The 26,471-nt window shown below is 41.3% G+C and carries 17 protein-coding genes; 9 read left to right on the forward strand and 8 right to left on the reverse strand.

Annotated features, from left to right (window positions below):
* Nucleotides 1-58 precede the first annotated feature (58 nt).
* Complete coding sequence (smc, locus tag IPO83_16290) at nt 59-3,589, reverse strand: chromosome segregation protein SMC (GenBank protein MBK9732812.1); 3,531 nt, start codon at nt 3,587-3,589, stop codon at nt 59-61.
* A gap of 229 nt (nt 3,590-3,818) precedes the next feature.
* Here smc and IPO83_16295 point away from each other — a divergent pair, with 229 nt between their 5' ends.
* From IPO83_16295 to IPO83_16315, 5 genes are all read left to right on the forward strand, one after another.
* Nucleotides 3,819-4,691 carry a lysophospholipid acyltransferase family protein gene (locus tag IPO83_16295; GenBank protein MBK9732813.1) on the forward strand — a complete coding sequence of 291 codons (873 nt, stop codon included), beginning with the start codon at nt 3,819-3,821 and terminating at the stop codon, nt 4,689-4,691.
* 136 nt (nt 4,692-4,827) lie between these two features.
* Entirely contained in the window at nt 4,828-5,802 is a 975-nt protein-coding gene (locus IPO83_16300) for a fatty acid desaturase (protein ID MBK9732814.1), read from the forward strand.
* A gap of 336 nt (nt 5,803-6,138) precedes the next feature.
* Complete coding sequence (locus IPO83_16305) at nt 6,139-7,743, forward strand: FAD-binding protein (GenBank protein MBK9732815.1); 1,605 nt, start codon at nt 6,139-6,141, stop codon at nt 7,741-7,743.
* An 88-nt stretch (nt 7,744-7,831) separates the two neighbouring features.
* Entirely contained in the window at nt 7,832-9,691 is a 1,860-nt protein-coding gene (locus IPO83_16310) for a T9SS type A sorting domain-containing protein (GenBank protein ID MBK9732816.1), read from the forward strand.
* Nucleotides 9,692-9,797: 106 nt separating this feature from the next.
* Complete coding sequence (locus IPO83_16315) at nt 9,798-10,391, forward strand: hypothetical protein (protein ID MBK9732817.1); 594 nt, start codon at nt 9,798-9,800, stop codon at nt 10,389-10,391.
* A gap of 173 nt (nt 10,392-10,564) precedes the next feature.
* Here the strand turns inward: IPO83_16315 and IPO83_16320 are convergent, their stop codons facing one another.
* From IPO83_16320 to IPO83_16330, 3 genes are all read right to left on the reverse strand, one after another.
* A complete protein-coding gene (locus IPO83_16320) occupies nt 10,565-11,812 on the reverse strand; it encodes a DEAD/DEAH box helicase (protein MBK9732818.1) in 1,248 nt (415 codons plus the stop codon).
* Between the two features lie 1,548 nt (nt 11,813-13,360).
* Nucleotides 13,361-14,278 carry a cysteine synthase A gene (cysK, locus tag IPO83_16325; GenBank protein ID MBK9732819.1) on the reverse strand — a complete coding sequence of 306 codons (918 nt, stop codon included), beginning with the start codon at nt 14,276-14,278 and terminating at the stop codon, nt 13,361-13,363.
* Between the two features lie 41 nt (nt 14,279-14,319).
* Nucleotides 14,320-15,129 carry a serine acetyltransferase gene (locus IPO83_16330; GenBank protein ID MBK9732820.1) on the reverse strand — a complete coding sequence of 270 codons (810 nt, stop codon included), beginning with the start codon at nt 15,127-15,129 and terminating at the stop codon, nt 14,320-14,322.
* A 294-nt stretch (nt 15,130-15,423) separates the two neighbouring features.
* Between IPO83_16330 and IPO83_16335 the strand changes: the two genes are divergently transcribed.
* Complete coding sequence (locus IPO83_16335; protein ID MBK9732821.1) at nt 15,424-15,897, forward strand: DNA starvation/stationary phase protection protein; 474 nt, start codon at nt 15,424-15,426, stop codon at nt 15,895-15,897.
* Between the two features lie 46 nt (nt 15,898-15,943).
* On the opposite strand, the gene IPO83_16340 is transcribed toward IPO83_16335, so the two are convergent.
* The 3 genes from IPO83_16340 to IPO83_16350 all read right to left on the reverse strand — a co-directional run bounded on the left by IPO83_16340 (nt 15,944) and on the right by IPO83_16350 (nt 22,031).
* Complete coding sequence (locus IPO83_16340) at nt 15,944-18,121, reverse strand: sulfatase-like hydrolase/transferase (protein MBK9732822.1); 2,178 nt, start codon at nt 18,119-18,121, stop codon at nt 15,944-15,946.
* A 239-nt stretch (nt 18,122-18,360) separates the two neighbouring features.
* A complete protein-coding gene (locus IPO83_16345; GenBank protein ID MBK9732823.1) occupies nt 18,361-20,556 on the reverse strand; it encodes a sulfatase-like hydrolase/transferase in 2,196 nt (731 codons plus the stop codon).
* Between the two features lie 191 nt (nt 20,557-20,747).
* Entirely contained in the window at nt 20,748-22,031 is a 1,284-nt protein-coding gene (locus IPO83_16350; protein ID MBK9732824.1) for an AAA family ATPase, read from the reverse strand.
* A gap of 349 nt (nt 22,032-22,380) precedes the next feature.
* Between IPO83_16350 and IPO83_16355 the strand changes: the two genes are divergently transcribed.
* Nucleotides 22,381-22,872 (forward strand): hypothetical protein, encoded by a 492-nt coding sequence (locus tag IPO83_16355; GenBank protein MBK9732825.1) that lies wholly within the window; start codon nt 22,381-22,383, stop codon nt 22,870-22,872.
* A 65-nt stretch (nt 22,873-22,937) separates the two neighbouring features.
* On the opposite strand, the gene IPO83_16360 is transcribed toward IPO83_16355, so the two are convergent.
* Nucleotides 22,938-24,212, reverse strand: coding sequence for an aspartate kinase (locus tag IPO83_16360; protein MBK9732826.1), 1,275 nt, complete (start codon nt 24,210-24,212; stop codon nt 22,938-22,940).
* A gap of 435 nt (nt 24,213-24,647) precedes the next feature.
* Here IPO83_16360 and IPO83_16365 point away from each other — a divergent pair, with 435 nt between their 5' ends.
* Nucleotides 24,648-25,826, forward strand: a complete 1,179-nt coding sequence (locus tag IPO83_16365; GenBank protein MBK9732827.1) for an acetyl-CoA C-acyltransferase — start codon at nt 24,648-24,650, stop codon at nt 25,824-25,826.
* 154 nt (nt 25,827-25,980) lie between these two features.
* The gene (locus IPO83_16370) at nt 25,981-26,442 is read left to right on the forward strand and encodes an META domain-containing protein (GenBank protein MBK9732828.1); all 462 of its coding nucleotides are present in this window, start codon (nt 25,981-25,983) and stop codon (nt 26,440-26,442) included.
* Nucleotides 26,443-26,471: the final 29 nt, after the last annotated feature.

Consider the following 26,471-nt stretch of genomic DNA (forward strand, 5'->3'; position numbering starts at 1 on the left):
ACTAAAGACTAAGGACTAACGACTAACTAAGGACTAACGACTCATTCAAACCCTCAGGCTAATTCAAACTCCGAAAGTCCACCGGCACCACACGCGAGATGCCTTCTTCCTGCATCGTAATACCGTAAATAACATCTACAGAGCTCATCGTATTCTTGTTGTGTGTTACCAGCACAAACTGGGAGTTTTGGGAAAATTCGCGGACGATACGGTTGAATTTTTCAATGTTCGCATCATCCAATGGTGCATCTACTTCATCGAGTATACAGAAAGGTGCAGGTTTGTAGAGATACAATGCAAAAAGCAGCGAAATGGCTGTAAGGGTTTTCTCTCCACCGGAAAGCTGATCAATAATTTGAGGCCGCTTGCCTTTTGGCTTTGCAGTAATTTGAATTTTCGACTCTAATACATTATCGGGATTTTCCAGGAAGAGATCACATTCATCGTCTTCTGTAAACAATCCCTTAAACACCTTCACAAAATTTACTTTGATGCTGTTGAAAGCCGTCAGGAATTGTTCCTTCGCTGTGGTTTCAATTTCATCAATGGTTTGCAGCAACGATGTTTTTGCATTCATCAGATCATTCTTCTGTGTTACAATGAAATCATGACGGTCTTTCATTTCATTGTAAGCCTCCATCGCCATGGGATTAATTTCGCCATAGGTTTCTATGCGGCTTTTCAGCTTTTCTGATTTTTGCTTCAGTTCTTCAGGGTTCAATTCAGGATCTGCATTCCTGTCCATCAGTGAATCAATCTCCACTTTAAATTCAATGGCCAACCTGTCTTTTAATGAATTCAGTTGCAGCTTTAATTCTGTGGTCTTGTCCCTGATCTCGCCAAGCAACAGATCAACCTGTTCTTTATTTTTTGAAATGGTTTTCAGGTATTCTTCCAACTCATTTATTTTGCCACGGCTTTCATAATAAACCTGCTCCACTGCAGCAACCTGCTGTTCCATTTTTTCCTTCTCCGCGTAATCGTGTATGATTACAGCTTCGGCAACAGTTAATTTCTGCTCAATGTCAATAATAGCCGCAGCCGTTCGATCGAGCTCCGACTGGTTGCTTTCAATTAATTGTTGTGTGATACCGGCTTGCTGATTCTTGTATTCCAGCTCGCGATCAATGGTGGCCACTTTATTTTGCTGTTGCACAAACTGAATGTGCTTCGCATTGTACGCCTGTGATGTTTCATTCAGCTTTAATTCGCTTGCGCTGAAAGAAGCAGTCAATTCATCGAGTGATTGTTGTAATCCGTTTTTCTTATCTGAATGAATTTTCAGTTGACCGCCATACTGTGATTTTTCAACTTCAAGCGTATCAATTTTCGCATGAATATTTTCCATGCGGGAATGGTGTGTAACGAAGAAGCTTTCGATATTTTCAATCTTTGTGAAAATGGAAGTCAATTGATTCTTCACGAGATTATGCTGTTCGCGTACCTCATCCAGCTCCGCGTCTTTCGAAGAATTTTTCAATGCAATCAGATCAGCCTGGAGCATTTGGATACGTTGCTGTAAACGTTCAGCATGTTCTTTCGATTGAAGAATCTCTGCTTCAAGTGCTGCAAGGTTTTTTATCCTGCCTAATCTTTTTCCTGAAAAGGAACCCACTTGTCCGCCTGAAAGCCCAAGTGGTGTACGCACAAATTTTCCGCTGCGCGAAATAACAGAAGCCTGCTTGTCAATATTTCTGAGGTCTGCCTGTTCCTCATCCCGCAAAATGAAAGTGCCTGATAACAGAAATGAAACCAGCTTCCTGTATTTAGGATCTGCCTCCACAACGTCTAATGCTGCAATGGCATTTGGCGGAGTCGGAATTGATTTCAACGGAGCATCTTCAAAATCATTCAACACAAAAAAGTTCGCACGGCCTTTAGACGCGGCGCTCAATAAGTTGACTGCATTCATGGCATCATTCATATCCGCCACCACATAAAAATTAAGATACTGGTCGAGATAATTTTCAATAGCAACACGAAATTCAGCAGGGCAGGAGATCACATCGGAAAGCAACGGTGCATGAGTAGCCCATTCCGGATGTTGCTTCAGAAATTTAATCGACTCAGGAAATCCTTCCATGTTGTCGATAAAACTTTTGGTGAGGTTGAACTCATTCTGTCGTGCATCCAGGTTACGATGAATGCTGCGCAACTCTTCGCGTGTGCCTTCGAGCTCTTCTTCTACGGAGTTGATTTGTGTTTGAAGCGTGTCGCCTGCAGTGGTCAGCTCAAGCACGATTTGTTTCTTCAACTGTTCTTCTTCGCGTAATGATTGCAGTTGTTGCTGAAACAGCCCGTACTCATTCTGGCGCTGATTGAATTCCGTTTCTCCACGTTCTTTTTCCTGCAACAGGTTTTGTTTTTGCACATCGCGGATGGTGATATTTTTTTCCGTCTCCGCAATTTCACGATCCAGATCGCGCATTACATTGGTCTGTTCTTCCAGCCGTGTTTTGATGCCACCATGATCGGCACGAATATTTTCAAGCACCTGTTTCGCGATTTCCAGCTCTTGGGTAAAGGAGCTGAATAATTCATGTTCTTTAATTTTCTGCTCTTTAAATCCTTCAATGCCGGCAGCTATTTGTTGAAGATCAGCAGCGGCTTTATCACTTTGCGAAGTGAGGTTTTCCTTTTTGTCTTTCTGAAATTTCAGGTTTTCAGTGAAAATATTTTTCTCATTTTCCTTTTGTTTAATAGCTGTGACAAAAGTGTTCAGTTCACGTTGCACAGCAAGCATCTGCTTTTCTTTGTTGATGTTGTCTGTTTTTTCCTGTGCGAGTGTTGCATCGTGCATCACCACATCGGTTTCCAGTTTTAATTTTTTATCTTCTTCCTGCTGCTGTTGTTGCTGCAGCACATCAAATGATTTTTTGAATCCTTCGAGTGTAAACAAAGCCAGTTCAATGCTGAGGTTGCGGTATTCTTCTTTCAGTTTATAATATCGTTCTGTTTTGCGAGCCTGGCTTTCCAGTGCTTTCAGATTGGTTTGAATTTCGAACAACAGATCATCCACTCTGTTCAGGTCAAGCTGTGTTGCTTCCAGCTTGTTGAGTGTTTCCTTTTTCCGTGCTTTGTATTTTGAAATGCCGGCAGCCTGTTCAAACAGTTTGCGACGTGAATGATCTTTATCATTCAGGATTTCATCCACCATGCCCAATTCAATAATTGCATAGGAATCGCTGCTGATGCCTGTATCCAGAAAGAGCGATGTGATATCTTTTAACCGGCAGGTGATGCCATTAAGTTTGTATTCGCTGTCGCCGTTGCGATAGTAATGCCGGCTGATGGTTACGGTGTGAAATTCTGTTGGTAGAAGGTTCCTGTTATTTTCAAAAGTGAGCGAAACTTCGGCAAGTGAAGATGCTTTACGGTTTTTGGTACCGTTGAAGATGATGTTCTCCATCTTTTCCGACCGGAGCATGGAGGTTTTCTGTTCGCCCAATACCCAGCGAATAGCATCTACTACATTCGACTTGCCGCAGCCATTGGGCCCCACCACACCTGTCACATTATCGTTGAAGTTAATGACCGTTTTGTCGGCAAAACTTTTAAATCCTTTTATTTCGAGATTGACTAAACGCACTTTATTTCCGGTTTTATATCAACTGCGAAAATAGGGTAGTTATACTGTGAAAACAGAGGGTGTGGATAACTTGAGTTGTGATGATAATGGTTAAATGGTTGAATGGTCAAATGGTTGCGGCGAAGCCGTTATTAATTGCAAGCTTGAAGTCGGAACAACCATATAACCATTTAGCCATATAGCGACTTTAGGGAATTAATGATTGGTTCGCAATACCTTTGTCCACGTTATGCAAGCTATCGGATTCTACCTCGCTCTTCCGTTTCTGTACCTCATTTCCATTTTGCCGCAACGTCTATTGTATGGACTTTCTGATCTGGTTTGCTTTTTTCTTTATGATGTGGCAGGTTACCGGAAGAAAGTGGTAAGTGAAAATCTGGAAAAATCTTTTCCGGAAAAAACGACAGCGGAACGAAAGGTAATCATGCGAAATTTCTATCATTATCTGTGCGATCTCTTCCTGGAAACCTTCAAGACACTGACTATGAGCAGGTCATTTGCGATGAGGCATTGCACTTTTGATGAGCAGGCGATGAAACTTTTTAATGATTATTATGAAGCGAAGAAAAGCATCATTGTTGTTATGGGTCATTTCGGAAACTGGGAGTGGGCCGGGAATGCTTTCAGTCTGCAATGCAAGCAACAGTTGTTTGTGATCTATCATCCTTTGGTCAATCCATATTATAACAAGTTGATCATTGATATGCGGATGCGATTTGGTACGAAGCTCATTGCGATGCAGGATACCTTCAGAGAGATGGTGCGAAACCGGAAACTGATCAGCAGCACGGCTTTCATTGCTGATCAAACGCCATCGCCGGAGAAAGCTTATTGGACAACTTTTTTAAACCAGGACACACCGGTTTTCTGGGGCACAGAAGCTATTGCGCGTAAGTTGAATTATCCGGTAGTATATGCAAGTGTTCACCGTGTGAAACGTGGTTACTATAAAATTTTTGCGGAAACTATTTTCGAAACGCCTTCAGCAACTATGGAAGGAGAAATTTCGGAAGCGCATACCCAAAAACTTGAAAATGAAATCCGGATGCAGCCGGAGATATGGCTGTGGAGTCATAGACGATGGAAACATAAGAAGCCGTAATTATTTCGCTGATCACATTTCAGGGCAGGCAAGCTCTCCGGGCTACCGCTTCTACAGGATGAATAGTTGGTGTCAGCGCCCGATGCTTTCTCATATGATTCCTTCATAGTTGAATATTCTGTACTTTCGCCGATAGATGTTACAAGGCAAAGAACTGATTTTAGCTACTAAAACTTACGCAAAAGAGGTGCGTTGGAAGAGTTGGTATTTTACGATCAGCACGTTGCTCATACTCATCGCCTTGTTTATCGGAACCGTGATGGTCCCTTTTTTTGCAGGCAGGTTGATCTGCAGCATTTTTGCCGGCTTTGTATTGGTGCGCTTATTCGTGATTTACCATGATCATCAGCACCATTCCATCTTAACAAAGTCATGGATCGCTGACGCGTTGTTTACTGTTTTTGGCATCCTGATTTTAGTACCAACGAGCATTTGGAAACGTACACATGATTATCACCATGCGCACAATTCGCGGCTTTATACTGCCAGCATCGGATCGTTTCCGATTTTTACGCGCGAAAAGTATTTGAAGTGTACGCGGTCACAGCAAATAGGTTATCTCGCCATCCGGCATCCTTTAACAATCTTAATGGGCTACATTTCTGTTTTTCTGTACGGAATGACGATCCAGTCATTTCTAAGCAGTCCGGGAAAGCACTGGGATTCTATGATTGCAGTAATTCTTCATGTTGCAGTAAGCGTACTCATCATCATTTTTTTCGGCTGGCAAATTTGGTTGTTGTCTATCTGTCTTCCATTTTCCATTGCCTGTGCGATGGGAGCGTATCTTTTTTATGCGCAACATAATTTTCCCGGCGTCACATTTAAAGAAGATATCGAATGGAGTTATGACCATGCAGCATTGGAATCATCAAGTCACATGGAGATGAATTTTTTCTGGAGATGGGTGACAGCAAACATCGGTTATCATCACATACATCATATCAATTCGCGTATTCCATTTTACAGGTTGCCGGAAGTAATGGCTGCCATCCCGGAATTACAAACAGCTAAAGTCACTTCTCTTAATCCTTCTGACATTATCGCCTGTTTCCGCCTTAAAGTGTGGGATACTGAAAGACAACAGATGATTGGACTGGATCAGATTTAGTTTGCGCGATTTTCCATTTTCCAATCTTATTATCGTTGCCGGATGAATTGCTTTTCAATCAGTGACCTGATTTGTGCGAGAGGAATGAAAATACATATCGAACACCGATCAACGATTTTTGAATGATGAAGTAAAAGAGGAGATCCAGACATTATAGTAGTCTCGAAAAAAATACAATTATCGATCGTTAATGATCTGGCTCAATTTTTTTGGATTTTCCATATTCAAATAAAACTGCTATAAAGCTGACAGAATTTAATGATTTGGATGCTAAGTTAAAAACGGATACCAGATTTCATTTGCAGTAAGAGATCTTTTGAAAGAAAAATACTTTCCATGACGACTCAGGAATTAAACCTTGTAGTAACACCTGAACAGGCAGCCAACGAAGTCGCGTTAAGAAAAATAATTTCAGAAGCGCTTGGAAATTCAAAGAAGGATTTTGAAAGTTATCGCCTGTTGCGTCGTTCCATTGATGCAAGAAACAGGCAGGTAAAAATCAACCTGCGTATTGAGGTGATTTTTGGAAATGATGTTCCTTTTATTAAGACACCATCTATATCTTTTCAAAAAGTAAATCATATTGCTCCGGTATTAATTATTGGCGCGGGTCCGGCAGGATTATTTGCTGCCTTAAGATTACTCGAAGCCGGAATCAAACCAATCATAATTGAACGCGGTAAAACGGTGCGCGATCGCAGAAGAGATCTTGCAGAGCTTAATAAGCATCACATCGTGAATCCTGATTCTAATTATTGTTTTGGAGAAGGCGGAGCGGGCACCTATTCAGATGGAAAACTTTACACCAGAAGCACCAAGCGTGGAGATACTGAAAAAATTCTTCAGCTCTTTGTACAACACGGAGCGAATGAAGATATACTGATTGATGCGCATCCTCATATTGGTACCAATAAGCTGCCGGAGATTATTGAAAATATCCGCAGCACGATTTTAGAACATGGCGGCGAAATTCATTTTAACACAAGGTTAAAGGATATTGTAATTGAGAATGATAAGGTAAGAAGTGTTATCACAACTTCCATTATTACCGGAGAAGAAAAAGAATTTGTGACACAACAACTGTTGCTGGCAACCGGTCATTCTGCACGAGATATTTTTCAATTACTGAACGATAAAAATATTCTGATAGAAACAAAACCATTTGCAATGGGTGTACGGGTAGAGCATCCGCAGTCACTGATTGACAAGGTGCAGTATCATTGCGAAACGGAATCGGAAATGATTAATAAGAGAAAATTATTACCGGCCTCTTCTTACAACTTTGTGCATCAGTCCGATGGCCGTGGAGTATATTCTTTTTGTATGTGTCCGGGTGGAATTATTGCGCCGTGTGCGACGGCAATGGGCGAAGTGGTGGTGAACGGATGGTCACCATCTAAAAGAAACAATCCTTTCGCGAATTCAGGTGTAGTGGTGAGTGTTGAATTAGAAGATTTGTCGCCATACAGCCAAGCTGGAAATCTTTCCGGCATTGCGTATCAGCAGACGTTAGAAAAAATGGCCTGCGATGCCGGAGGAGGCACGCAAGCTGCACCTGCACAGCGATTAGTTGATTTTGTAAATGGAAAACTTTCTGCAACATTGCCCTTGACCTCTTATCAACCCGGAATAAAATCTGCACCGTTACATGAATTACTTCCTGCTGCAATCAGCGCACGTTTGCAGGAGGGATTTATTGCTTTCGGAAAAAAGATGAAAGGTTATTTTACCAATGATGCAGTGATTCATGGCGTAGAATCTAGAACATCATCACCGGTAAGAATTCCAAGAGATAAAATTACGATGGAACACCCACAGGTAAAAGGATTATATCCTGTTGGAGAAGGAGCGGGCTTTGCAGGCGGAATTGTTTCAGCAGCTATTGATGGACAAAATGCAGCGGCATGTGTTGCAGCTATAATAGGAAAGCATGAATTTTAGTTGGAAATAGACTTTATGCCAAGAATGTTTTTTTGCATTGAAACCTAAATTATACTTTAACTAACTTTAGCAGCCTAATTCATCTGACATGAAGAAAATACTACTTTTAATTAGTTGCATAATATGTTCTGCATTCGCAAAAGCACAGATTTACTCTTTTAATAATCCTGAAATAGTTCCACTGGAGCTGATCAGGTTATCTCCGGCGCTGCGTGATCTTCCTACCACTAAACATTTAATTTCTTTTGATGAGATCAGGGTGGAGCATGAAAATCCTTCATTGGAAAGATTTATGGAAACAGTGAATCCAAATGCCCGACCTGTGGGTGCAGATCCTATCCGGCAAATGGATGATAACACACGCGATTCATCGGATACTGAAATCACAATGCTTTCTAATTGGGAAGGTATGTCAGCGAACATAGACCCTTCCGACAATTGCATTGCTGTAGGCCCCAATCATGTTATGCAGATGGTGAATAATAACATCAGCACGTTTATCCGCATCTGGGATAAAACAGGAAATATATTGATTGATGAACTGGAGGTGAAAGATTTTTCGGGTATTAATGATTGTGGAGATCCGAATTTAGTATACGATGAACAGGCCGACCGATACGTATTGCTTGTGCTGGGTTCCTGCTCTTCGAGCAAGCTGGAAATTTGTGTTTCACAAACCAATGATCCAACAGGTGAGTGGTATGTCTACACTTTTACCACCTCTGGTGGCTTTCCTGATTATCCGAAGCTTTCTACCTGGGGCGATTCGTATTTCATTACTACTAATTCAAACAGCCCTACTATTTGGGCAGTTGACCGCGCATCCGTGCTGGATGGACTTCCAATAGGAACAGTGCAGAAATTCACCCTTGCAGGTTTTCCATCCATTGGTTTCGAGGCCGCTTCGCCTGTAAATTTTACCGGTACCACATTACCTCCTGAAGGTTCACCTGCATTGATGATTCGTGTTGCAGACGATGCCTGGGGCGGAACGATTGATTCCGATCACCTGGAAATTTTTGAAGTGAATATTGATTGGACTTTACCTGCAAATTCAACCATCAGCGGGCCTTATAATCTTGCAACATCAGATTATAACAGTGAGATGTGCGGTTTTAATTCCCTTAACTGTATTCCACAACCGGGCACCACGCTTAAATTAGATCCACTCGCAAATATTGTGATGGACAAGGTGATGTACCGGAATTTTGAAAATTATGAGTCCATTGTTTGTACCCATGGTGTAAATGCTGACGGTGAGGAAACCGCGGGCGTACGATGGTATGAGTTAAGGAAAACAACCGGAGGCACATGGCATGTTTTCCAGGAAGGAACCTATTCACCGGACACAGAAAACCGGTGGATGAGCAGTATCAGCATCAATGACGACGGAGCCATTGCATTGGGTTACAACATATCAAGTGAAACAGTTTTTCCGGGCACGATGGTAATCGGCCGTGCAAAGTGCGATGATTTAAACCTTATGACTACCGCCGAAACCGTTGGTGTTGAAGGCAGCAATCACAACAGCTCCAACCGTTATGGTGATTACAATGGAATGGTGACGGATCCGGTGGATGGTTCGTTTTGGTTTACGGCAACTTATAATCCAACAACATCATGGTCTACCAACGTGTCGCATTTTACCATCAGCAGTTGTCTTGCTACTTCAGTGCAGACAATTCAATCTTCAGTGCGTGATGTAACTATGTTTCCAATGCCTGTGACTGATGATTTAATTATCACGCTTCATTCAGATAAGGCAATAACATTTCCATTGCAAATGATGGATGCAATGGGAAGAGTAGTATTGTCGCAGAATTTGCAACTCGTGAATGGGGAAAACAAACTTCATATCGATGTGCATATGATTAGCAATGGAATTTATTTTACGAGAATGCAAACAGCAGATTTCTCTTTTGCAAATAAGGTGGTGATTGAACGATAAGTAATTGTCTGATGCAAATAGAGATGCTGTTGGAAAATTATTTACTCATATAGTATTCTGCATTACGCCTGAAATATTCTATAAAATGAATGAGTAAATCATTTCAATGACGCAGCTATTCCCAAAACTTCTCGAACAGTCATTGAGTATCATTGCGGGCCTATTGATTATTGCAGCGCAGTTGTTGCTGCTTAATGATGTTTATCGAAGAAAAATGAAACCAAGCCTGCTCTCCTGGTTGGGTTGGACTTTGCTGATGGGAACCAGTCTTGTTTCACAAATTGCAGGTGCAGGCTGGCAATGGAGTCTTGTGGGTTTATTGCTTTCAACAATGGGTTGCTTCGCAATTTTTATCTTGTCTTTGTTGTTGGATAATTTCCTGATAAAAAAAGCAGACTGGATTTTCCTGCTGCTTGGAATGCTTTGCCTACTTATCTATTTATTATCAAAAGATCCGTGGCTTACTACGGTGTTTGCCATTTTAGCGGATTTTGTAACAGGCATTCCAACCATTCAAAATGCCTATACTAAACCGGAAACACAAAAAACTGCTGCATGGACTTACGGATTGGTTTCCTGGTCTGTTTTCCTCTTCATTTGCCTTGGTCATGATTGGTTGTACGCTTTGTTTCCTGTTTATTTGTTTCTATACAATGGAACAATGGTGTATCTGACCTTTAGAGTAGTGAGTAGTGAATAGTGAATTGGGTCTTTTGTAACTGCTTTTCTAAGCTGGAGATTTATGCCTTCGGATTTTTTTGGCGTGTCAATATCAGAATCGTAATTATAAAACTAGTGACAGAAGTGAAACAAGCAGCATATCATTGTGATTTATTGCAATGATGATAGTGTTCTAAGTATATACTTGAAATCTCACCTCCGTTTCTTATTTCTCCCTCCGCTATTTCCGCTTTTCCTTCCACCACCACCAAAAATCCGTGGATGGTGTTTGGATGGATTCCATACCGGACCTTCACCCAATTCAGGAGGCAAGGCAATTTTAGGAATGGTACGTTCAATCAATGTTTCTATCTCTGCAAATTTCCGCTGATCACGTTCATTGATGAAGGTAAGTGCTACGCCGGTGGTTTCAGCGCGTGCTGTGCGTCCGACACGATGCACATAATCTTCTGCATCGCCGGGCACATCATAATTTACCACTAAGCCAATGCTGTCAATATCAATTCCCCTTGATAAAATATCAGTGGCAACTAAAATTTTCGTTTCTTTTGTTCTGAAGCTTAACAATACATTTTCCCTTTCTTCCTGAGATAAATCGCTGTGAATTGCTTTTGCAGGAAGGTGCATCTGGCGTAATTCTTTTTCCAATGACTTCACACCTGATTTGGTGGAAGAGAAGATCAGTGTACTTACCGGTTTCTTTTCTGTGGAATTATTTTTAGAAGGATCCAGTAATTTTTTTAACAAAGGTGTTTTTTGTGTATCGTGCACCAGGTAAGCACCCTGTAAAATTCCTTCTGCCGGTTTGCTCATCGCGATATTTATTTCAGCCGGATTGTTCATGATGCGCCGTGCGAGTTCGCGCATGCGTGGTGGCATAGTGGCGCTGAACAACAGGTTTTGTCTTTTCGCTGGTACATATCCGATGATGCGGATAATGTCGTCGTAAAAACCCATGTCGAGCATCTTATCTGCTTCATCAAGAATAAGGCAATCGAGCTGGTCAAATTTTGAATTCCCCATATTCAGGTGACTGAGTAAACGGCCCGGCGTTGCGATCACGGCAGAAGCACCGCCTTTCATCGCTTTTTTCTCCCGTTCAAAAACATCACCGTCGCTGCCACCATACACAGCAATAGAACTTGCGTGGGTGAAATAGGCCAATCCCTGGAACGACTGATCAATCTGGAGCGCCAGTTCCCGGGTAGGAGCAACAATCAATACTGAAGTGTGCGGTATCTTGTTGTGAGAGATGTTGTTCAGGACTGGTAACAGGTATGCTGCGGTTTTTCCCGTACCTGTTTGTGCAGTTGCAATTACATCTTTGCCGCTTAAAATCAGCGGAATAACTTTCTCCTGTATCGGAGTAGGTTTGCGGAAACCCATTGCATCGAGCCCTTCTAACAAAGGCTCGCAGAGATTAAAATCAGAGAACGTCAAAATAAATTATGGTGGAGGTTTGAATCGTAAAAATAGGCAATTGAAAGGGAGTTTAGTTGAATTAATCTATGGAGGGTTTGCGTCACAGTAGACTTCAGCGCAGTTAGTGGTGGGCGAAACGCCGATCACGAACTGAAAGTGTCGCTCGCAAAGTCGCAAAGGCCGCAAAGAATATAAAGGTTTTGGCTTTTGCATGCTTTGCACTTTGTTAAAAAAATTATGCAGCGGAAATATTCTACACATTCAAAGAGTGACTCGAATCAAACCTAAAGAGGTGCTCGCAAAGTCGCAAAGGCCGCAAAGAAAAAAAAGGTTTCGCTTTTACATGCTATACACTTTGTTAGAAAAATTATACAACGGAAATGTCCTACACATATGAAGGGTGACTCGGATCAAACCTAAAGTGTCGCTCGCAAAGTCGCAAAGGCCGCAAAAAAATAAAGGTTTCGGCTTTTGCATGCTTTGCACTTTGTTAGAAAAATTATACAACGGAAATGTCCTACACATATAAAGGGTGACTCGGATCAAACCTAATGAGTCGCTCGTAAAGTCGCAAAGGCTGCAAAGAAAATAAAGGTTTCGGCTTTTGCATGCTTTGCACTTCGTTAGAAAAATTATACAACGGAAATGTCCTACACATATAAAGGGTGACTCGGATCAAACCTAAAGTGTCGCTCGCAAAGTCGCAAAGGCCGCAAAGAAAATAAGGTTTCGGCTTTTGCATGCTTTGCACTTTGTTAGAAAAATTATACAACGGAAATGTCCTACACATATAAAGGGTGACTCGGATCAAACCTAAAGAGTCGCCCGTAAAGTCGCAAATGCCGCAAAAAAAAGGTTTTAGCTTTTGCATGCTTTGCATTTTGCTAGAAAAAATTATACAACGGAAATGTCCTACACATATAAAGTGTGACTCGGATCAAACCTAAAGAGTCGCTCGTAAAGTCGCAAAGGCCGCAAAGAAAATAAAGGTTTCGGCTTTTGCATGCTTTGCACTTTGTTAGAAAAATTATACAACGGAAATGTCCTACACATATAAAGGGTGACTCGGATCAAACCTAAAGAGTCGCTCGCAAAGTCGCAAAGGCCGCAAAGAAAAAAAAGGTTTCGCATTTACATGCTTTACACTTTGTTAGAAAAAATTATACAACGGAAATGTCCTACACATATGAAGGGTGACTCGGATCAAACCTAAAGTTTCGCTCGTAAAGTCGCAAAGGCCGCAAAGAAAATAAAGTTTTGGCTTTTGCATGCTTTGCACTTTGTTAGAAAAATTATACAACGGAAATGTCCTACACATATAAAGGGTGACTCGGATCAAACCTAAAGTGTTGCTCGCAAAGTCGCAAAGACCGCAAAGAAAAATAAAGTTTGGCTTTTGCATGCTATACACTTTGTTAAAAAAATTATACAACGGAAATTTCCTGCACATTTAAAAGGTGACTCGAATCAAAACTACTAGCCCGTTCACTTCATTTGCAACACGCTAACGAATTGCCATGAAGACCACAACAATTAAACAATTAATCAATTTAACAATGCAAAACCTCACGCCTCAAACAATCCTTCGATAGAAAGATATCGTTCACCGGTATCATAATTAAATCCGAGTATGCGACTGCCTGGAGGGATTTCCGGAAGTTTTTTCGCGATAGCGGCAAGGGCTGCACCTGATGAAATGCCACCAAATAATGCTTCTTCTTTTGCAGCGCGGATTGCAAATTCAAATGCTTCTTCCTTTGTAACCTGTATGGTGCCATCCAACACATCCAGGTCGAGGTTATGTGGAATAAAACCTGCGCCGATGCCCTGAATAGGATGGGGAGAAGGTTGTCCGCCACTGATGACTGGTGAAAGCATCGGTTCAACTGCAAAGACTTTCACGTTGGGAAATTTTTCTCTCAGCAGACGTCCAACACCTGTAATATGTCCTCCTGTTCCTACGCCGGTGATGAGATAGTCGAATCCTTCCGGGAAATCATTCACTATTTCCTGAGCAGTTGCTTTGAGATGCACCTCAATATTTGCAGGGTTATCAAATTGCTGCGGCACCCACGATCCGGGAATCGAAGCAGCGATCTCATTCGCTTTTTCCATGGCACCCTTCATGCCTTTTTCGCGTGGTGTCAATTCAAATGTAGCACCATATGCTTTCATCAGTCTTCTGCGTTCAATGCTCATGGAGTCAGGCATAACAAGAATCAATGGATATCCTTTTACTGCTGCTACCAATGCCAGTCCAATGCCTGTGTTGCCGGAAGTAGGTTCGATAATGGTGCTTCCTTTATTCAGCACGCCTCGTGCTTCAGCATCTTCAATCATAGAAAGTGCAATGCGGTCTTTGATGCTTCCGCCGGGATTTGAGCGCTCGAGTTTGATCCATACTTCGTGATTGCTGCCAAATAATTTGTTGATGCGCAGGTGTGGTGTGTTACCAATGGTTTCGAGAATGTTATTTGCTTTCATAAAGGTTGTTTGGATTGCTGTGTCGAATGAATTTTATAGTGCTAAATAACAAAATCTATTACTTCATCAATTGTTGCATTTTCCCTGATCTTCACTTCACTTTTATGATAAACAATTGAATGTGAGGGAACACTTCGTGTGAGCCATACATTGCCTCCGATAACTGTATCGTGTCCGATAATCGTATCGCCACCCAGCACACAACTTCCCGCATAAATAGTAACCCTGTCCCCGATGGTAGGATGCCGCTTCATTCCTTGTGCTTCTTTTCTGACGGCAAGCGCACCGAGTGTTACGCCCTGGTAAATTTTAACGTGCGATCCAACCTCGGCTGTTTGTCCGATCACCACACCGGTTCCATGATCGATGAAAAAAGGAACGGCAATAGTTGCTCCCGGATGTATGTCGATACCAGTTTTGGAATGAACATACTCCGAGATGATGCGTGGAAGCAATGGAACATTTAAATGATACAAAGCATTGGATATCCGGTAGACGGCAATAGCAAAAAATCCCGGGTACGCCATCACCACTTCTTCAATGGATTCCACCGCGGGGTCTGATTCAACAAACAAATCGGCATCTTCGAGCAATTCATTCTTGATGCGTGGAAGTTGTGACATAAAATTATTTACGAGCGGATCAATGTCTTGTACAAACCGTGGTTGCATCATTGTCAGAAGCCGCTGCAATTGAGCTATTAATTGTTGCTGATCTTTTAAATGATGAATCGCTTGCCCGTTAATCTCATTTTCATGGGGAAACAGAAAGTGAAAGGCATCATTTACAAAAGAGATTGTTCCTGTTTTGGAAGGAAGGTTTGAAAAATCCAACGGAAGACGACTGTTCATATGCAGCAAATTAATTTAGAAAAAAGCACCGGTATCAATCTCACGGTTCGTTGATTAAACAAATTTAATTGATTACAACCATTTCTAATTCGTTTCCCGGGAATTCATTGCAACTTTTGCAGATCAAGCAATTAGCATAAAGAAAATCATTGCAAGGAAACTCATGCTGAATTTACATCTTGCTTTTTCTTATGACAATTAAGGCTTTAACCATCAAGCTTTCGAGAGTCAGGCCGGATAATTGTTCTGCATTCCGAAGACAAACATTTTTTTCAACCAAAAGTAATTACCATGATGAAACCAAACATCGGTATTTCAGAAAAAAATCTGAAAGCAATCACGATCATGCTCTCTGCAGGGCTGGCAGATGCAATGACGCTTTACATTAAGACCCGTAAATTTCACTGGAATGTAGCAGGCGAAAGTTTTATGGAATATCACAAGTTGTTCGAAAATCAATACACACTATTAGAAGAGTCGATTGATGAGATTGCGGAGCGTATTAATAAATTGGGCAGTCCAACAATTGGGACAATGGGGGAATTTCTTGCCCAATCAACTTTGAAAGAATCTCCGGGAAAATATCCATCTTCAAAAGAGATGGTGAAAGAATTGTTAAATGATCATGAATCTGTGATCATCCAACTAAGAAAAAATATAGATGAATGTGCAGACACGTATAAAGATGCCGGAACTGCAGATTTCCTGACTAATCTAATGGAATCGCATGAAACGATTGCCTGGACGCTTCGCAGATATTTGAATTGACGAAAGATTTTGCCAACTACAAAATCATTCACTTGCATCTCTGGATTTATTTTTTCAGCACCAGTTTTTCCGTAAATGATGCTCCCTGATGCATAAAGTGCAGCAGGTAAATTCCATCCGGCAAATTTTGCAGATCAGTCTTTGAATAGGAATCAGTGATCTTCCATGAACGAAGTACTGCGCCCTGTTCATCATACAAACCAGCGTTCGCATCCGGCCAGGGAATGAAAATTTCTACGGAACCACTTGTCAGGTTAGGATATATGGAAGGAGTGTCAGGAGTTGATTCTGTTTCTTCATACATTTCTTTTAACACAAAAGGATTCTCGATATAGCATTCCTTTTTTGGACCGACCGCAATATCCTGCCAGGCGATTCTTATTGAATCATATTTTATTCTGTACTGAGCAATCAATGACTGGTAGGCGCTGTTGTTAATTTGATTGGTTAGTTCCAATGAATCATTCACCATATCAAAAAACTCTTCTACCGTATCCGTGAAGCAGGTGTAATGAACATACTTATAATGCTGATCACGGATACACCTTATCGCCGGCGTATTGTTATCGCCTGAATTATGTGGCATCAGGTAATAGTATTCCTGCCTGGAAAACGTGCCATCATATAACGATCTCAGTGATCTGCCATCCATAGGTCCGGTAAAATCAATACCTGCCGCATCATAGATGGTGGGAGCAATATCCATGTTCAAAGCAAACTGGTCTTTGATGATGCTTTGTGGTTCAAACCATGCCGGATAACGAATGAATAATGGAATGCGAATGGAAGGTTCATAGGATTTTACTTTTCCATTGAGCCAATGGCTTCCCATCAGATAGCCATTGTCCGACATGAAGATGAGCAATGTGTTATCCAACTTATTGGTGGTTTCCAGGGCTTTAAAGAGTTCACCAATACAACTGTCAAGTCCGGCAATTTCTTCGAGCGTAGCGCGATAAGTAGTGTCGAGCGTATAGCCGTGTATTTTCTGACCGATGTAAATAAAAGAAGGGTAATTAACCGTGTATTTCGCTGTGTCAGCTTTCCAAGGAATCGGGAACCCATCATAGTCACCTTTAAAAGAAGGAAGCGGATCTATTGGCAGATGCGGAACACGATAAGCCAACCATAAAAACAACGGATCGTTAACGCGATTAATCAGGGCAATGGCAGTATCGGTGTGTGTGAGTTCGTCTTCTTTGTTGATGATAATTTTCACGCCATTATAGTCGTAGTGAATTCCATCTTCTTTTTTAATATCGGTGGCCAGGTAATAGTCAAATTCGGGAACACTTCCTTGAAAAAAAGTGAAGTGGTTTTTTCCAACCAAAGCTGTATAGTATCCGTTTTCTCCCAATACTTCAGGAATGGTAACAAAGCTTGGATTCAGCGGATGCAAATTGTCTTTTACATTTGTTTTCAAAGTAAATAATCCGGTGGCGATTGTTGCACGACTCGGAGCGCACAGGGAAGAAACTACATAGCTTCTTTGAAAATTCACGCCTTCATTGGCAATACGGTCAATGTTTGGTGTATGAACAAATGAAGGAGCACCATTGCAACTGAAATAGTCATAACGCCCGTCATCCAAAATAATCAAAATGATATTTGGCAATGCAGGCAGATGTAGTGTATCAGTTGGCGTCCAACTGGTGATTGGTTTTGGACAAGTGGAAACCTGAATGAGATAAACAGAATCGGTGCTTAGACCATCAAGCGTATAAGATGCAGCCACAGGATACGACTTGGTTTTCGCCACACCACCGACAGGTTGATATGATATTGATAAAGTATCAAAACTACAGGAAGTGACTACCTCGATTTTTGCGGAAGTGCTGTTGATTGCTGTAACTTTTACATCGTCTGGTAAAGTACAGGCGAGTGTTTTACCGGTAATTTTTACTCTTTCGCTTTTTGTACCGTCATTGCATTTTGACACTACAGAAAAATCGTATTTGGTACTGGCAAGCAAACCGGTAAACTGATAGGAAGTATTAGTGCCAACATTCACATTCGGTGACCATTGACCGGTTCCTTTTATCCTGTAAGAAACGGTAAACTTCTGAACAGAAGTGCCTGATGTCCATTGCAGTGTTGCGTTGCAGGATGACAGGTTGCTGATGGAAAGATTGGAAGGAGGAATGAGGTTGCAATTTTGGGCGAAGGATTGGATATTTCCTGATAAGAAAAGAATTACCAGGATAAAGTAGCGGGTGAATTTCATAAAGTGTATTTGCACTAAATATAGCAAGTGTGCTTAAATGAAAAAAACATAAAATCAAAGCGGCAGCATCTCCAATGTAATTCATTCAAGTAGCGCCAGGGCATTTTCAATTCCATGCTAAATAATATTTAACATCGGCGAACAACTATTGAGATAATGTTGCTATTTGCTGAACATATAAAAATGAATGACCCGAATTGGGTCATTCATAACATTGTGAGAAGCATTAATAATAATTGCTACTGGTGTGTAAGCACTATTTTTTTCGTAACAGATTTTTCGCCGTGATTAAAGCGAACCAGGTAAATTCCGTCAGAAAGATTTTCAAGATTCATCGTTGAATACGTTTCATTGATTTCCCAACTGCGAAGAATTGCGCCGTGATCATCAAACAAGCTTACGCTGGCTTCAGTCCAGGGAATGTAAATCTCCGTTGGACCGTTAGTTATATTAGGATAGACTACAGGATCAAGCGGCGTTTCTTCTGCTTCGTCATACATTGCTTTTAAAGCAAATGGATTTTGAATGTAGCAAGGTTTAATGGTTCCCTCTGTGGTATCCTGCCATGCGATGCGAATGGAATCATATTTCAAACGGTACTTGGCAATGAGCGACTGGTACGCACTGTTATTGATCTGGTTGGTAATTTCCAATGAATCATTCACCATATCAAAAAATTCTTCAACGGTATCTGAGTTGCAGCTATAATGAATGTACTTGTAGTATTGATCACGGATTGATCTTTTGATGGGTGCTCCTGCTTCTTCGCTGGCATACATCAGGTAATAGAATTCCTGCCGTTTGAAAGTGCCATCATACAGATCCCGTAATGACCGGCCATCCATAGGCCCTTCATATGTAATGCCGGCTGCATCATACATTGTTGGAGCTATATCAATATTCACTGCAAACTGATCTTTTATATGACTTTGCGGTGCAAACCAGGCCGGATAGCGGATAAAAAGAGGAACCCGCATGGACGGCTCATAAGCATGAGTTTTCCCTTCCAGCCAATGACTTCCCATCATATAACCATTATCGGACATGAAGATCAATAATGTATTATCAAGTTTGTTGGTGCTTTCCAGCGCTTTAAAAAGTTCACCAATGCAACTGTCAAGTCCTGCAATATCTTCCAGCGCATCACGGAAGGTGGTATCCAAAGTATATCCATGCAGCACTCCATAATCAGAAGAAATTCCACCGTACAGATATGATGGGAAGTTAACCGTGTATTTTGCGGTATCCGGTTTCCATGCAATCGGAAAACCGGAATAGATTCCTTTAAAAGATGCCATTGGCTTAACCGGAATGTGAGGATTTCTGTATGCCAGCCATAAAAACAAGGGGTCGTCTACGCGCTTAATCAATGCAACAGCGGTGTCGGTAAAAGTGAGCTCGTCTTCTTTAAAAATAAATTTCAGCTGACCATTATAATTGTATTCTGTTCCATCTGATTCTTCAAAACCAACCGACTGCAGGTAATAATTAAACTCAGAAATACTTCCCTGTAAAAAGGTACGGTGATTTTTGCCTACAAGCGCCGTATAATAACCATTTGGCCTTAACACTTCCGGAACCGTTACAAATGTAGTATCCAATCCTTGCTTATTGTTTAGCACATCCGTTTTCAATGAAAATAGGCCGGTTGCAATAGTCGCGCGGCTTGGGGCGCACAATGAAGTAACTACATATGATCTCTGAAAATTCACCCCTTCATTGGCAATACGATCAATGTTTGGTGTATGAACAAATGGAGGTGCACCATTACAACTGAAGTAATCGAAGCGGCTGTCGTCAATCAGGATTAATATAATGTTCGGCTGTTGCGGCAAGTGAACTGTATCGGCTGGCGCCCAGTTGTTGGTAGGTTTGGGACAGGTAGAAACACGGACCACATACACTGAATCTTCGGTTAACCCATCCAAAATATAGAAAGGGGAATTGGCAAATGACTTGTTTTTTGGTGTACCGCCAAGAGGCCGGTATTGCACGAGCAGCGAATCATATCCGCAGGCAGTGGTGACGGTTATTTTAGCTGAATGGTTATTGATGCCTGTAACATCTACATTGGAAGGTATTGTGCACTTAAGCGTAGTGGCACTGATTTTTGTTTTTTTACTTTTTGAGCCATCACTGCATTTTGAAACAACAGAGAAATCGTAGGATGTATTTGCAAGCAAACCTGTAAACTGATAGGAAGTGTTGGTGCCAATATTTTTATTTGGTGACCATTGGGTGGTACCGGTTTTTCTGTAGGTGACAGTATATTTTAATACCGTTGTTCCTGATGTCCAGTGAAGCGTGGCTTGACAGGAAGAAAGATCTGTAATGGAAAGATTAGAAGGGGGTATCAGGTTGCAATTCTGAGCAAACAAATCAGCACTACCAAGCAAAAAAAGAATGGTGAAAAAGAAGTGGTATTTGTGATTCATAATATGTTCATTTTTTGCAAATATAATAAGACTGATTTAATTGAATAAGCAGTGGTACACACGGTTGAACAACATTTTCCGCTATTTGGCTTTTCTCGCAAAAGCGCAAAGCAAGCAAGGTTAAATTCCCTCTTTTCCTTTGCAGACTTTGCGACTTTACGAGGCAATCACTTATCAAAATCAAATTGCTGCTAAGAAAAAAAACTCATCAGGTATTCATCGATCATGATGTCTTTGTAAGTAACAGGTGCCGTAAGTTTAATTCCTTCCAAAGATTTGCATCTGCTAAGGGCTACATAAAGTTGCCCGGGCGCAAAAAATCCGGATCGTGTATCAATGATTACTTTTTCGAAGGTCTTGCTCTGGCTTTTATGGACCGTGATGGCCCAGGCAAGCTTGATGGGAAATTGAGTAAATGTACCTGCTTCTTCTGTATCAACCCTATTTTTCTCGAGGTTGTATTTATAGCGGAGTATTTGCCATACCGCAGTTTCCACTTCTTCAGTTGAACCGCTTTCCATCAGCACCGTTACTTTATCATTTTCCATTTTGGTAACAGTGCCTACAGTACCATTAACCCATCTTCCTTTCGGATCATTTTTTTGAAACATTACCTGGGCGCCTTCTTTCAGGAGCAATAATTTGTCTGCAGGAAAATATTTTTCATCAAAATCTCCGGTTAAAGTGGCGGAATAATTTTTTGTAATGCCGGGCAGCTTATTTAATGAACGCAGATTGATTTCAGCGGCTGACCGGTTTCTTCCTGTTAAGAAAATGTAGAAATTGGGAATGTGATGTGCAGCTTCGTTATCCAATTGTTCATTCAATACGTTCAGCAAGTGTTGATCAATATTATTGTCACGGATTCCATTCAGTATGCTGATAAAATCCGCGTCCTGCTGCCGGTAAATTTTCTTGAGGTGAAGTGTCTTGAATTTTTCCTGCCTGAATATCAACGCATCAAAAAAAAACGGGGAGTTGTATTTTGAATTGAAGAGTTGCCATTCTTCTTCTGATACCACTGGGGGTAATTGAAACGGATCGCCTACCATTATCAATTGTGCGCCACCAAACGGAAGGTTTTTGTTGCTGCCATTCAGTTGCATAAACCTGCTGACACTATCGAGCAGATCCGCGCGAACCATGGAGATTTCATCAATAACAATCGTATCAATTTTTGAATAGTTGAAAAGTGAAGTAGATTGTTTGCGCACTTTTTCCGGCGAAATATGATGACCAAAACGGAAAAAGGAATGAATGGTTTGTCCGCCGACATTCAAAGCCGCGACACCGGTGGGAGCCAGCACCACCATTTTTTTCTTCGTGTTGCTGCGGAAGTAATCTATCAGCGTGGACTTGCCTGTTCCTGCTTTGCCGGTGAGAAAAATAGATTCATCGGAATTTTCCATCCGCTCCAGCGCCTGTTGAAATTCGGAATTGAGCTCAATAGGAGCACCTGGTGCTGAATTTTTCATAATGATTTAAAGATAGACATTAACCGCTGCACATTTTTTTATGGAAGATGATTGTTTGGGATCTTGTCAGCATACATTTCTCAAAAGGAGCAACAATCCAATGAAAACAATGAAAACCAAATTGGTTTGGAAATTATTTTTCCAACGCATAGCTGCATATATTTGAAGCAGAGGGAAGCGCGATAAGAATAATCCATTTGGAAAAATGTTTTAAAATTAGATATGAAAATCAATCATAAGGCATTACATGGATGCCGCTTCAAAATGGAATAAAGCAGAGTTTAAAAAGCAGTAGTCACGGATATTTATGGTTTGAAAGATTTAACTTTGACCGGCTCAATCAATTACAATGGGAAACCTCGTCTACATTTTAGTAGTGATCGCTTATTTTATCTGGCAGGCGATGCAGGCCCGCAAGAGAAACGCGGCACAGGAAGAAGCAAAGAAAAATGCAGACCAACCCGGCCGCATGGTACGCGAAGTGGCACCACCTACCATGGAAGAGCGAATGAGAGATATTTTTCGCGAGGTGGAGATGAAAAACAAACCTTATGCAAAGCCTGATAAACCAGTGCAGAGAAAAATTGCCGAACCTGCTAAAGTGCAAACCATCAGTAAACCTGTTCCAAAAGTTGAAAAGAAAAAACCCTCGCCGTTTTTGGATGTCGATATGACGCAGGAAGAAAGCGCACCTGAAGGAACCTGGACGCCTATGGGAGAAGAGCGCTTTTCAAAATCGGGCTACGATTATAATAAAGCAGCGCCGGTAATAAGCATTAGAAAAGTCAATTTGCGAGATGCAGTTATTGCGAAAATTATTCTTGACCGGCCGGAGTGGTGAGGAGTGAGTCGTTAGTCGTTAGTTAGTCCTTAGTCATTGGTCATTGGGGCAGTCATTCTCCATTCCTAATTCTTTATTACCACCTGCACTGTTTGTCGGCTCTTCTGTTCCAGTAAAATGTTTTTGCCTGAAGTATAGCTTTCCAGCACCGCTTCGGTATAGTGTCTTATAGTTAACAAGGATAAGCTTTCATTGCTTTTTACCGTGAAACTTTTTGACAGTTCGTTGATTGCAGCAGGAATATTTTCTGTGTTATCCGCGCAAATAGAAAAACTGATGGCAGCATTTTGCATCAGGTTCATTTTTACACGATGGCTGGAAAGGATGCCGAATATGTAGCTGAGATTGTCTTCTGCAATGAAAGAGAAATCTTTAGCTGACATGGAAATCAGGATCTGGTTGGTTTTCAAAACGATTACCGGAGTCATCATTTCCATTAACTGATTATCATTGACTGGAATTTCGCGGATGACAGTGCCTTCTGCAGCAGGACTTAAAAACGAACGTACGTGCAATGGAATTTTTTTATTCTGCAGCGGCTTGATGGTTTTGGGATGAATGACTGATGCACCGTAATAAGTCATTTCAATTGCTTCATGGTAGGAGAGGGTGTCGATTTTTTGCGCTTCAGGGAAATAGCGCGGATCGGCATTCAACACACCGGAAACATCTTTCCAAATGGTAACCTCTTCGGCATCCAGTGAATACCCGAATATTGCAGCAGTATAATCAGATCCTTCCCGACCTAATGTAGTGGTATAATTTTCAGAAGTGCCTCCAAGAAAGCCCTGGGTGAGTACGAACTGATTTTGCAGCAGTGGCAACACATGTAACGCGATGTTTTTTTGAGTGAGTTCCCAATCTACTTTTCCTTCACGATAGGTATTGTCAGTTCTTATACAATCACGCACATCGATCCATTGTGTAGGTATGTTTTGATGGTTCAGATAAGCGCTCACTATTTTAGTTGCAGCCATTTCCCCGATGGAAACAATCTGATCATAGATGTAATCATATTTATCTAAGGGTTGATCTTCTAAAATCCAGTCAATTTCAACAAACGTATTGTTTATAGAATCATACACTTCTTGATTTGATCCAGGAAATAATTCAGCAAGAATGGCAAAATGCTGCTGCTTTAATTTTTCCAAAAGCACGGCTGCCTTTCCTGTTTTGTTGAAATAAGCATTGGTAATGGCTTCCAATGCGTTGGTTGTTTTTCCCAAAGCGGAAACTATAATTACAACCTGTTCCCCTTTATATTTTTGGAGAATGGTTGCTACATTTTTTATTGCCGTTGCATCTTTTATGGAAGCGCCTCCGAATTTGAAAATCTTCAAGTGATATAGAATTAGGAATTAGGAATTAGGAATTAGGAATTAGGAATTAGGAATTAGGAATTAGGAATTAGGAATTAGGAATTAGGAATTAGGAATTAGGAATTAGGAATTAGGAATTAGGAATTAGGAATTAGGAATTAGGAATTAGGAATTAGGAATTAGGAATTAAATTGGGACATACAAAATAGGATTTTCTAACAAGACTAAAGACTAACGACTAAGGACTAAGGACTAACAATAAGCACTAAATTTTGAACTCTAAATTAGTCAAAGTCATTCTTTGTCGTCGGTCATCAGTGGTTGCTGCCAATTCAATTCTTAATTCTCAATTCCCCGAATTAATTCCTCCTTCCGTTTGTTCACACGGATAACTCCACTAAATTTGCACGATTTTCGACCCAAATAATTTCCTCCATCATCAAATCATAACTTACCATGAATGAAGTCTTTATAATGTCTGTAGCCAGAACTCCGATAGGTAGTCTGGGGGGAGTACTTTCTTCAGTGACTGCCCCTCAGTTGGGTGCCATTGCTATTAAAGCCGCATTAGAACGTGCTGGAATTAATGCAGACCAGGTGCAGGAAGTGTATATGGGAAATGTGTTGAGCGCGAATGTGGGACAGGCACCTGCTCAACAGGCTTCCATTGCTGCCGGGATACCGACTTCGGTGCCGTGCACTACCATCAATAAAGTGTGCGCTTCGGGTATGAAATCAATTATGCTGGGTGCACAATCTATTATGACGGGTGTGAATGGTATAGTGGTGGCTGGAGGTATGGAAAGCATGTCTAACGCTCCTTATTATCTTGAAAAAGCAAGAACAGGTTATCGTTATGGTCACGGTCAGCTTATAGATGCCATTATCCGCGATGGCTTGTGGGATCCTTACAGTGATTTTGCAATGGGTAATGCGGGAGAAATTTGTGCGAAGGAATATAAGGTTACCCGTGAAGACCAGGATAATTATGCCATTGAATCTTATAACCGCGCGATTAAGGCTGCTGAATCAGGTGCTTTTAATAATGAGATTGTTGGGGTGGAAGTGACTGTTGGAAAAGATAAGGTGATGGTGAAAGAAGATGAAGAAATTAAAAAAGTGAAGTTTGATAAGATTCCGACGCTGCGTCCTGCATTTCAAAAGGATGGGACCATTACTGCTGCCAATGCATCGAAAATAAATGATGGTGCTGCTGCGGTAATTCTGATGAGCGGTGAAAAAGTAAAAGAATTGGGCTTGAAACCACTGGCAAAAATTATCGGGTTTGCTGATGCCTCGCAGGATCCGACATGGTTTACAACTACGCCTTCTATTGCGATGCCTAAAGCCATGAAAATGGCCGGACTCGAAATGAAGGATGCTGAGCTTGCAGAAATTAATGAAGCGTTTTCTGTGGTTTCTATCGTGAATAACAACCTGCTTCATCTTAATCCTGAAAACGTCAACATCTATGGTGGTGCTGTTGCATTGGGTCATCCCATTGGTACGTCCGGCGCAAGGATCACGATCACTTTGTTGAGCGCACTGAAACAAAAAGGAAAAAAGATTGGTGTGGCAGGTATCTGCAATGGCGGCGGTGGTGCAAGTGCCATTGTAATTGAAAATCTGAATTGATGTGGGGAATTCTGTAGAGTTACGCTCTTGAGTAAATTTTGGCAGGGTTAATGCAAGCTGAACATTTTTTGCACGCTTGTAAACTGTGTCAAAGCAGACATTCATTCAAGTGTTAGCAATGCGAATAGTTAACCTCCTAAATCAAATTCAATTCATGAAAAACTTGTCAATTGCCGCAACGCTGATCGTTGCAATGTTTATAGCATCCTGTGGAACGTCTTCTTCTACTACATCAACTGAGACTTCTACTGCTAAACTTTCCAAGACACTTACTACCTTATCCGAAACCAACTGGCGATTGTTCTCTATGAACGCGCAGAAAGCGAATGCTCCGGATGGTGGCCAAATTCCAACTTTATCCTTCGATCCCAGAAACATGACGGTGAGCGGAAACAGTGGATGTAATACTTTTTCAGGAGCGTTTACTGCGGAGAAGGATGCCGTATCTTTTGGGAATCTTGTAACTACGCGTATGTCTTGCCCTGATATGAAAATGGAAACAGCTTTCCTAAGCGCGCTTCCCAATGCAAAAAATTACACTATTTATGAAGGTAAACTGGTGCTGAATGATGCAGAAGGAAAGCAACTGATGTCATTTGATCCATTGCCTAAATAAGTGGGAATAAAATCCTGTATATAATTACA

It is taken from the genome of Chitinophagaceae bacterium (genome assembly GCA_016717285.1).
Classification (GTDB): domain Bacteria; phylum Bacteroidota; class Bacteroidia; order Chitinophagales; family UBA10324; genus JACCZZ01.

Bases quoted from the DNA above. Each gene is read 5' to 3' on its own strand.
- IPO83_16295 (MBK9732813.1), top strand. From the start codon at position 3,819: ATGCAAGCTATCGGATTCTACCTCGCTCTTCCGTTTCTGTACCTCATT.
- IPO83_16300 (MBK9732814.1), top strand. From the start codon at position 4,828: ATGTTACAAGGCAAAGAACTGATTTTAGCTACTAAAACTTACGCAAAA.
- IPO83_16305 (MBK9732815.1), top strand. From the start codon at position 6,139: ATGACGACTCAGGAATTAAACCTTGTAGTAACACCTGAACAGGCAGCC.
- IPO83_16310 (MBK9732816.1), top strand. From the start codon at position 7,832: ATGAAGAAAATACTACTTTTAATTAGTTGCATAATATGTTCTGCATTC.
- IPO83_16315 (MBK9732817.1), top strand. From the start codon at position 9,798: ATGACGCAGCTATTCCCAAAACTTCTCGAACAGTCATTGAGTATCATT.
- cysK (MBK9732819.1), bottom strand. From the start codon at position 14,278: ATGAAAGCAAATAACATTCTCGAAACCATTGGTAACACACCACACCTG.
- IPO83_16330 (MBK9732820.1), bottom strand. From the start codon at position 15,129: ATGAACAGTCGTCTTCCGTTGGATTTTTCAAACCTTCCTTCCAAAACA.
- IPO83_16335 (MBK9732821.1), top strand. From the start codon at position 15,424: ATGAAACCAAACATCGGTATTTCAGAAAAAAATCTGAAAGCAATCACG.
- IPO83_16340 (MBK9732822.1), bottom strand. From the start codon at position 18,121: ATGAAATTCACCCGCTACTTTATCCTGGTAATTCTTTTCTTATCAGGA.
- IPO83_16345 (MBK9732823.1), bottom strand. From the start codon at position 20,556: ATGAATCACAAATACCACTTCTTTTTCACCATTCTTTTTTTGCTTGGT.
- IPO83_16350 (MBK9732824.1), bottom strand. From the start codon at position 22,031: ATGAAAAATTCAGCACCAGGTGCTCCTATTGAGCTCAATTCCGAATTT.
- IPO83_16355 (MBK9732825.1), top strand. From the start codon at position 22,381: ATGGGAAACCTCGTCTACATTTTAGTAGTGATCGCTTATTTTATCTGG.
- IPO83_16365 (MBK9732827.1), top strand. From the start codon at position 24,648: ATGAATGAAGTCTTTATAATGTCTGTAGCCAGAACTCCGATAGGTAGT.
- IPO83_16370 (MBK9732828.1), top strand. From the start codon at position 25,981: ATGAAAAACTTGTCAATTGCCGCAACGCTGATCGTTGCAATGTTTATA.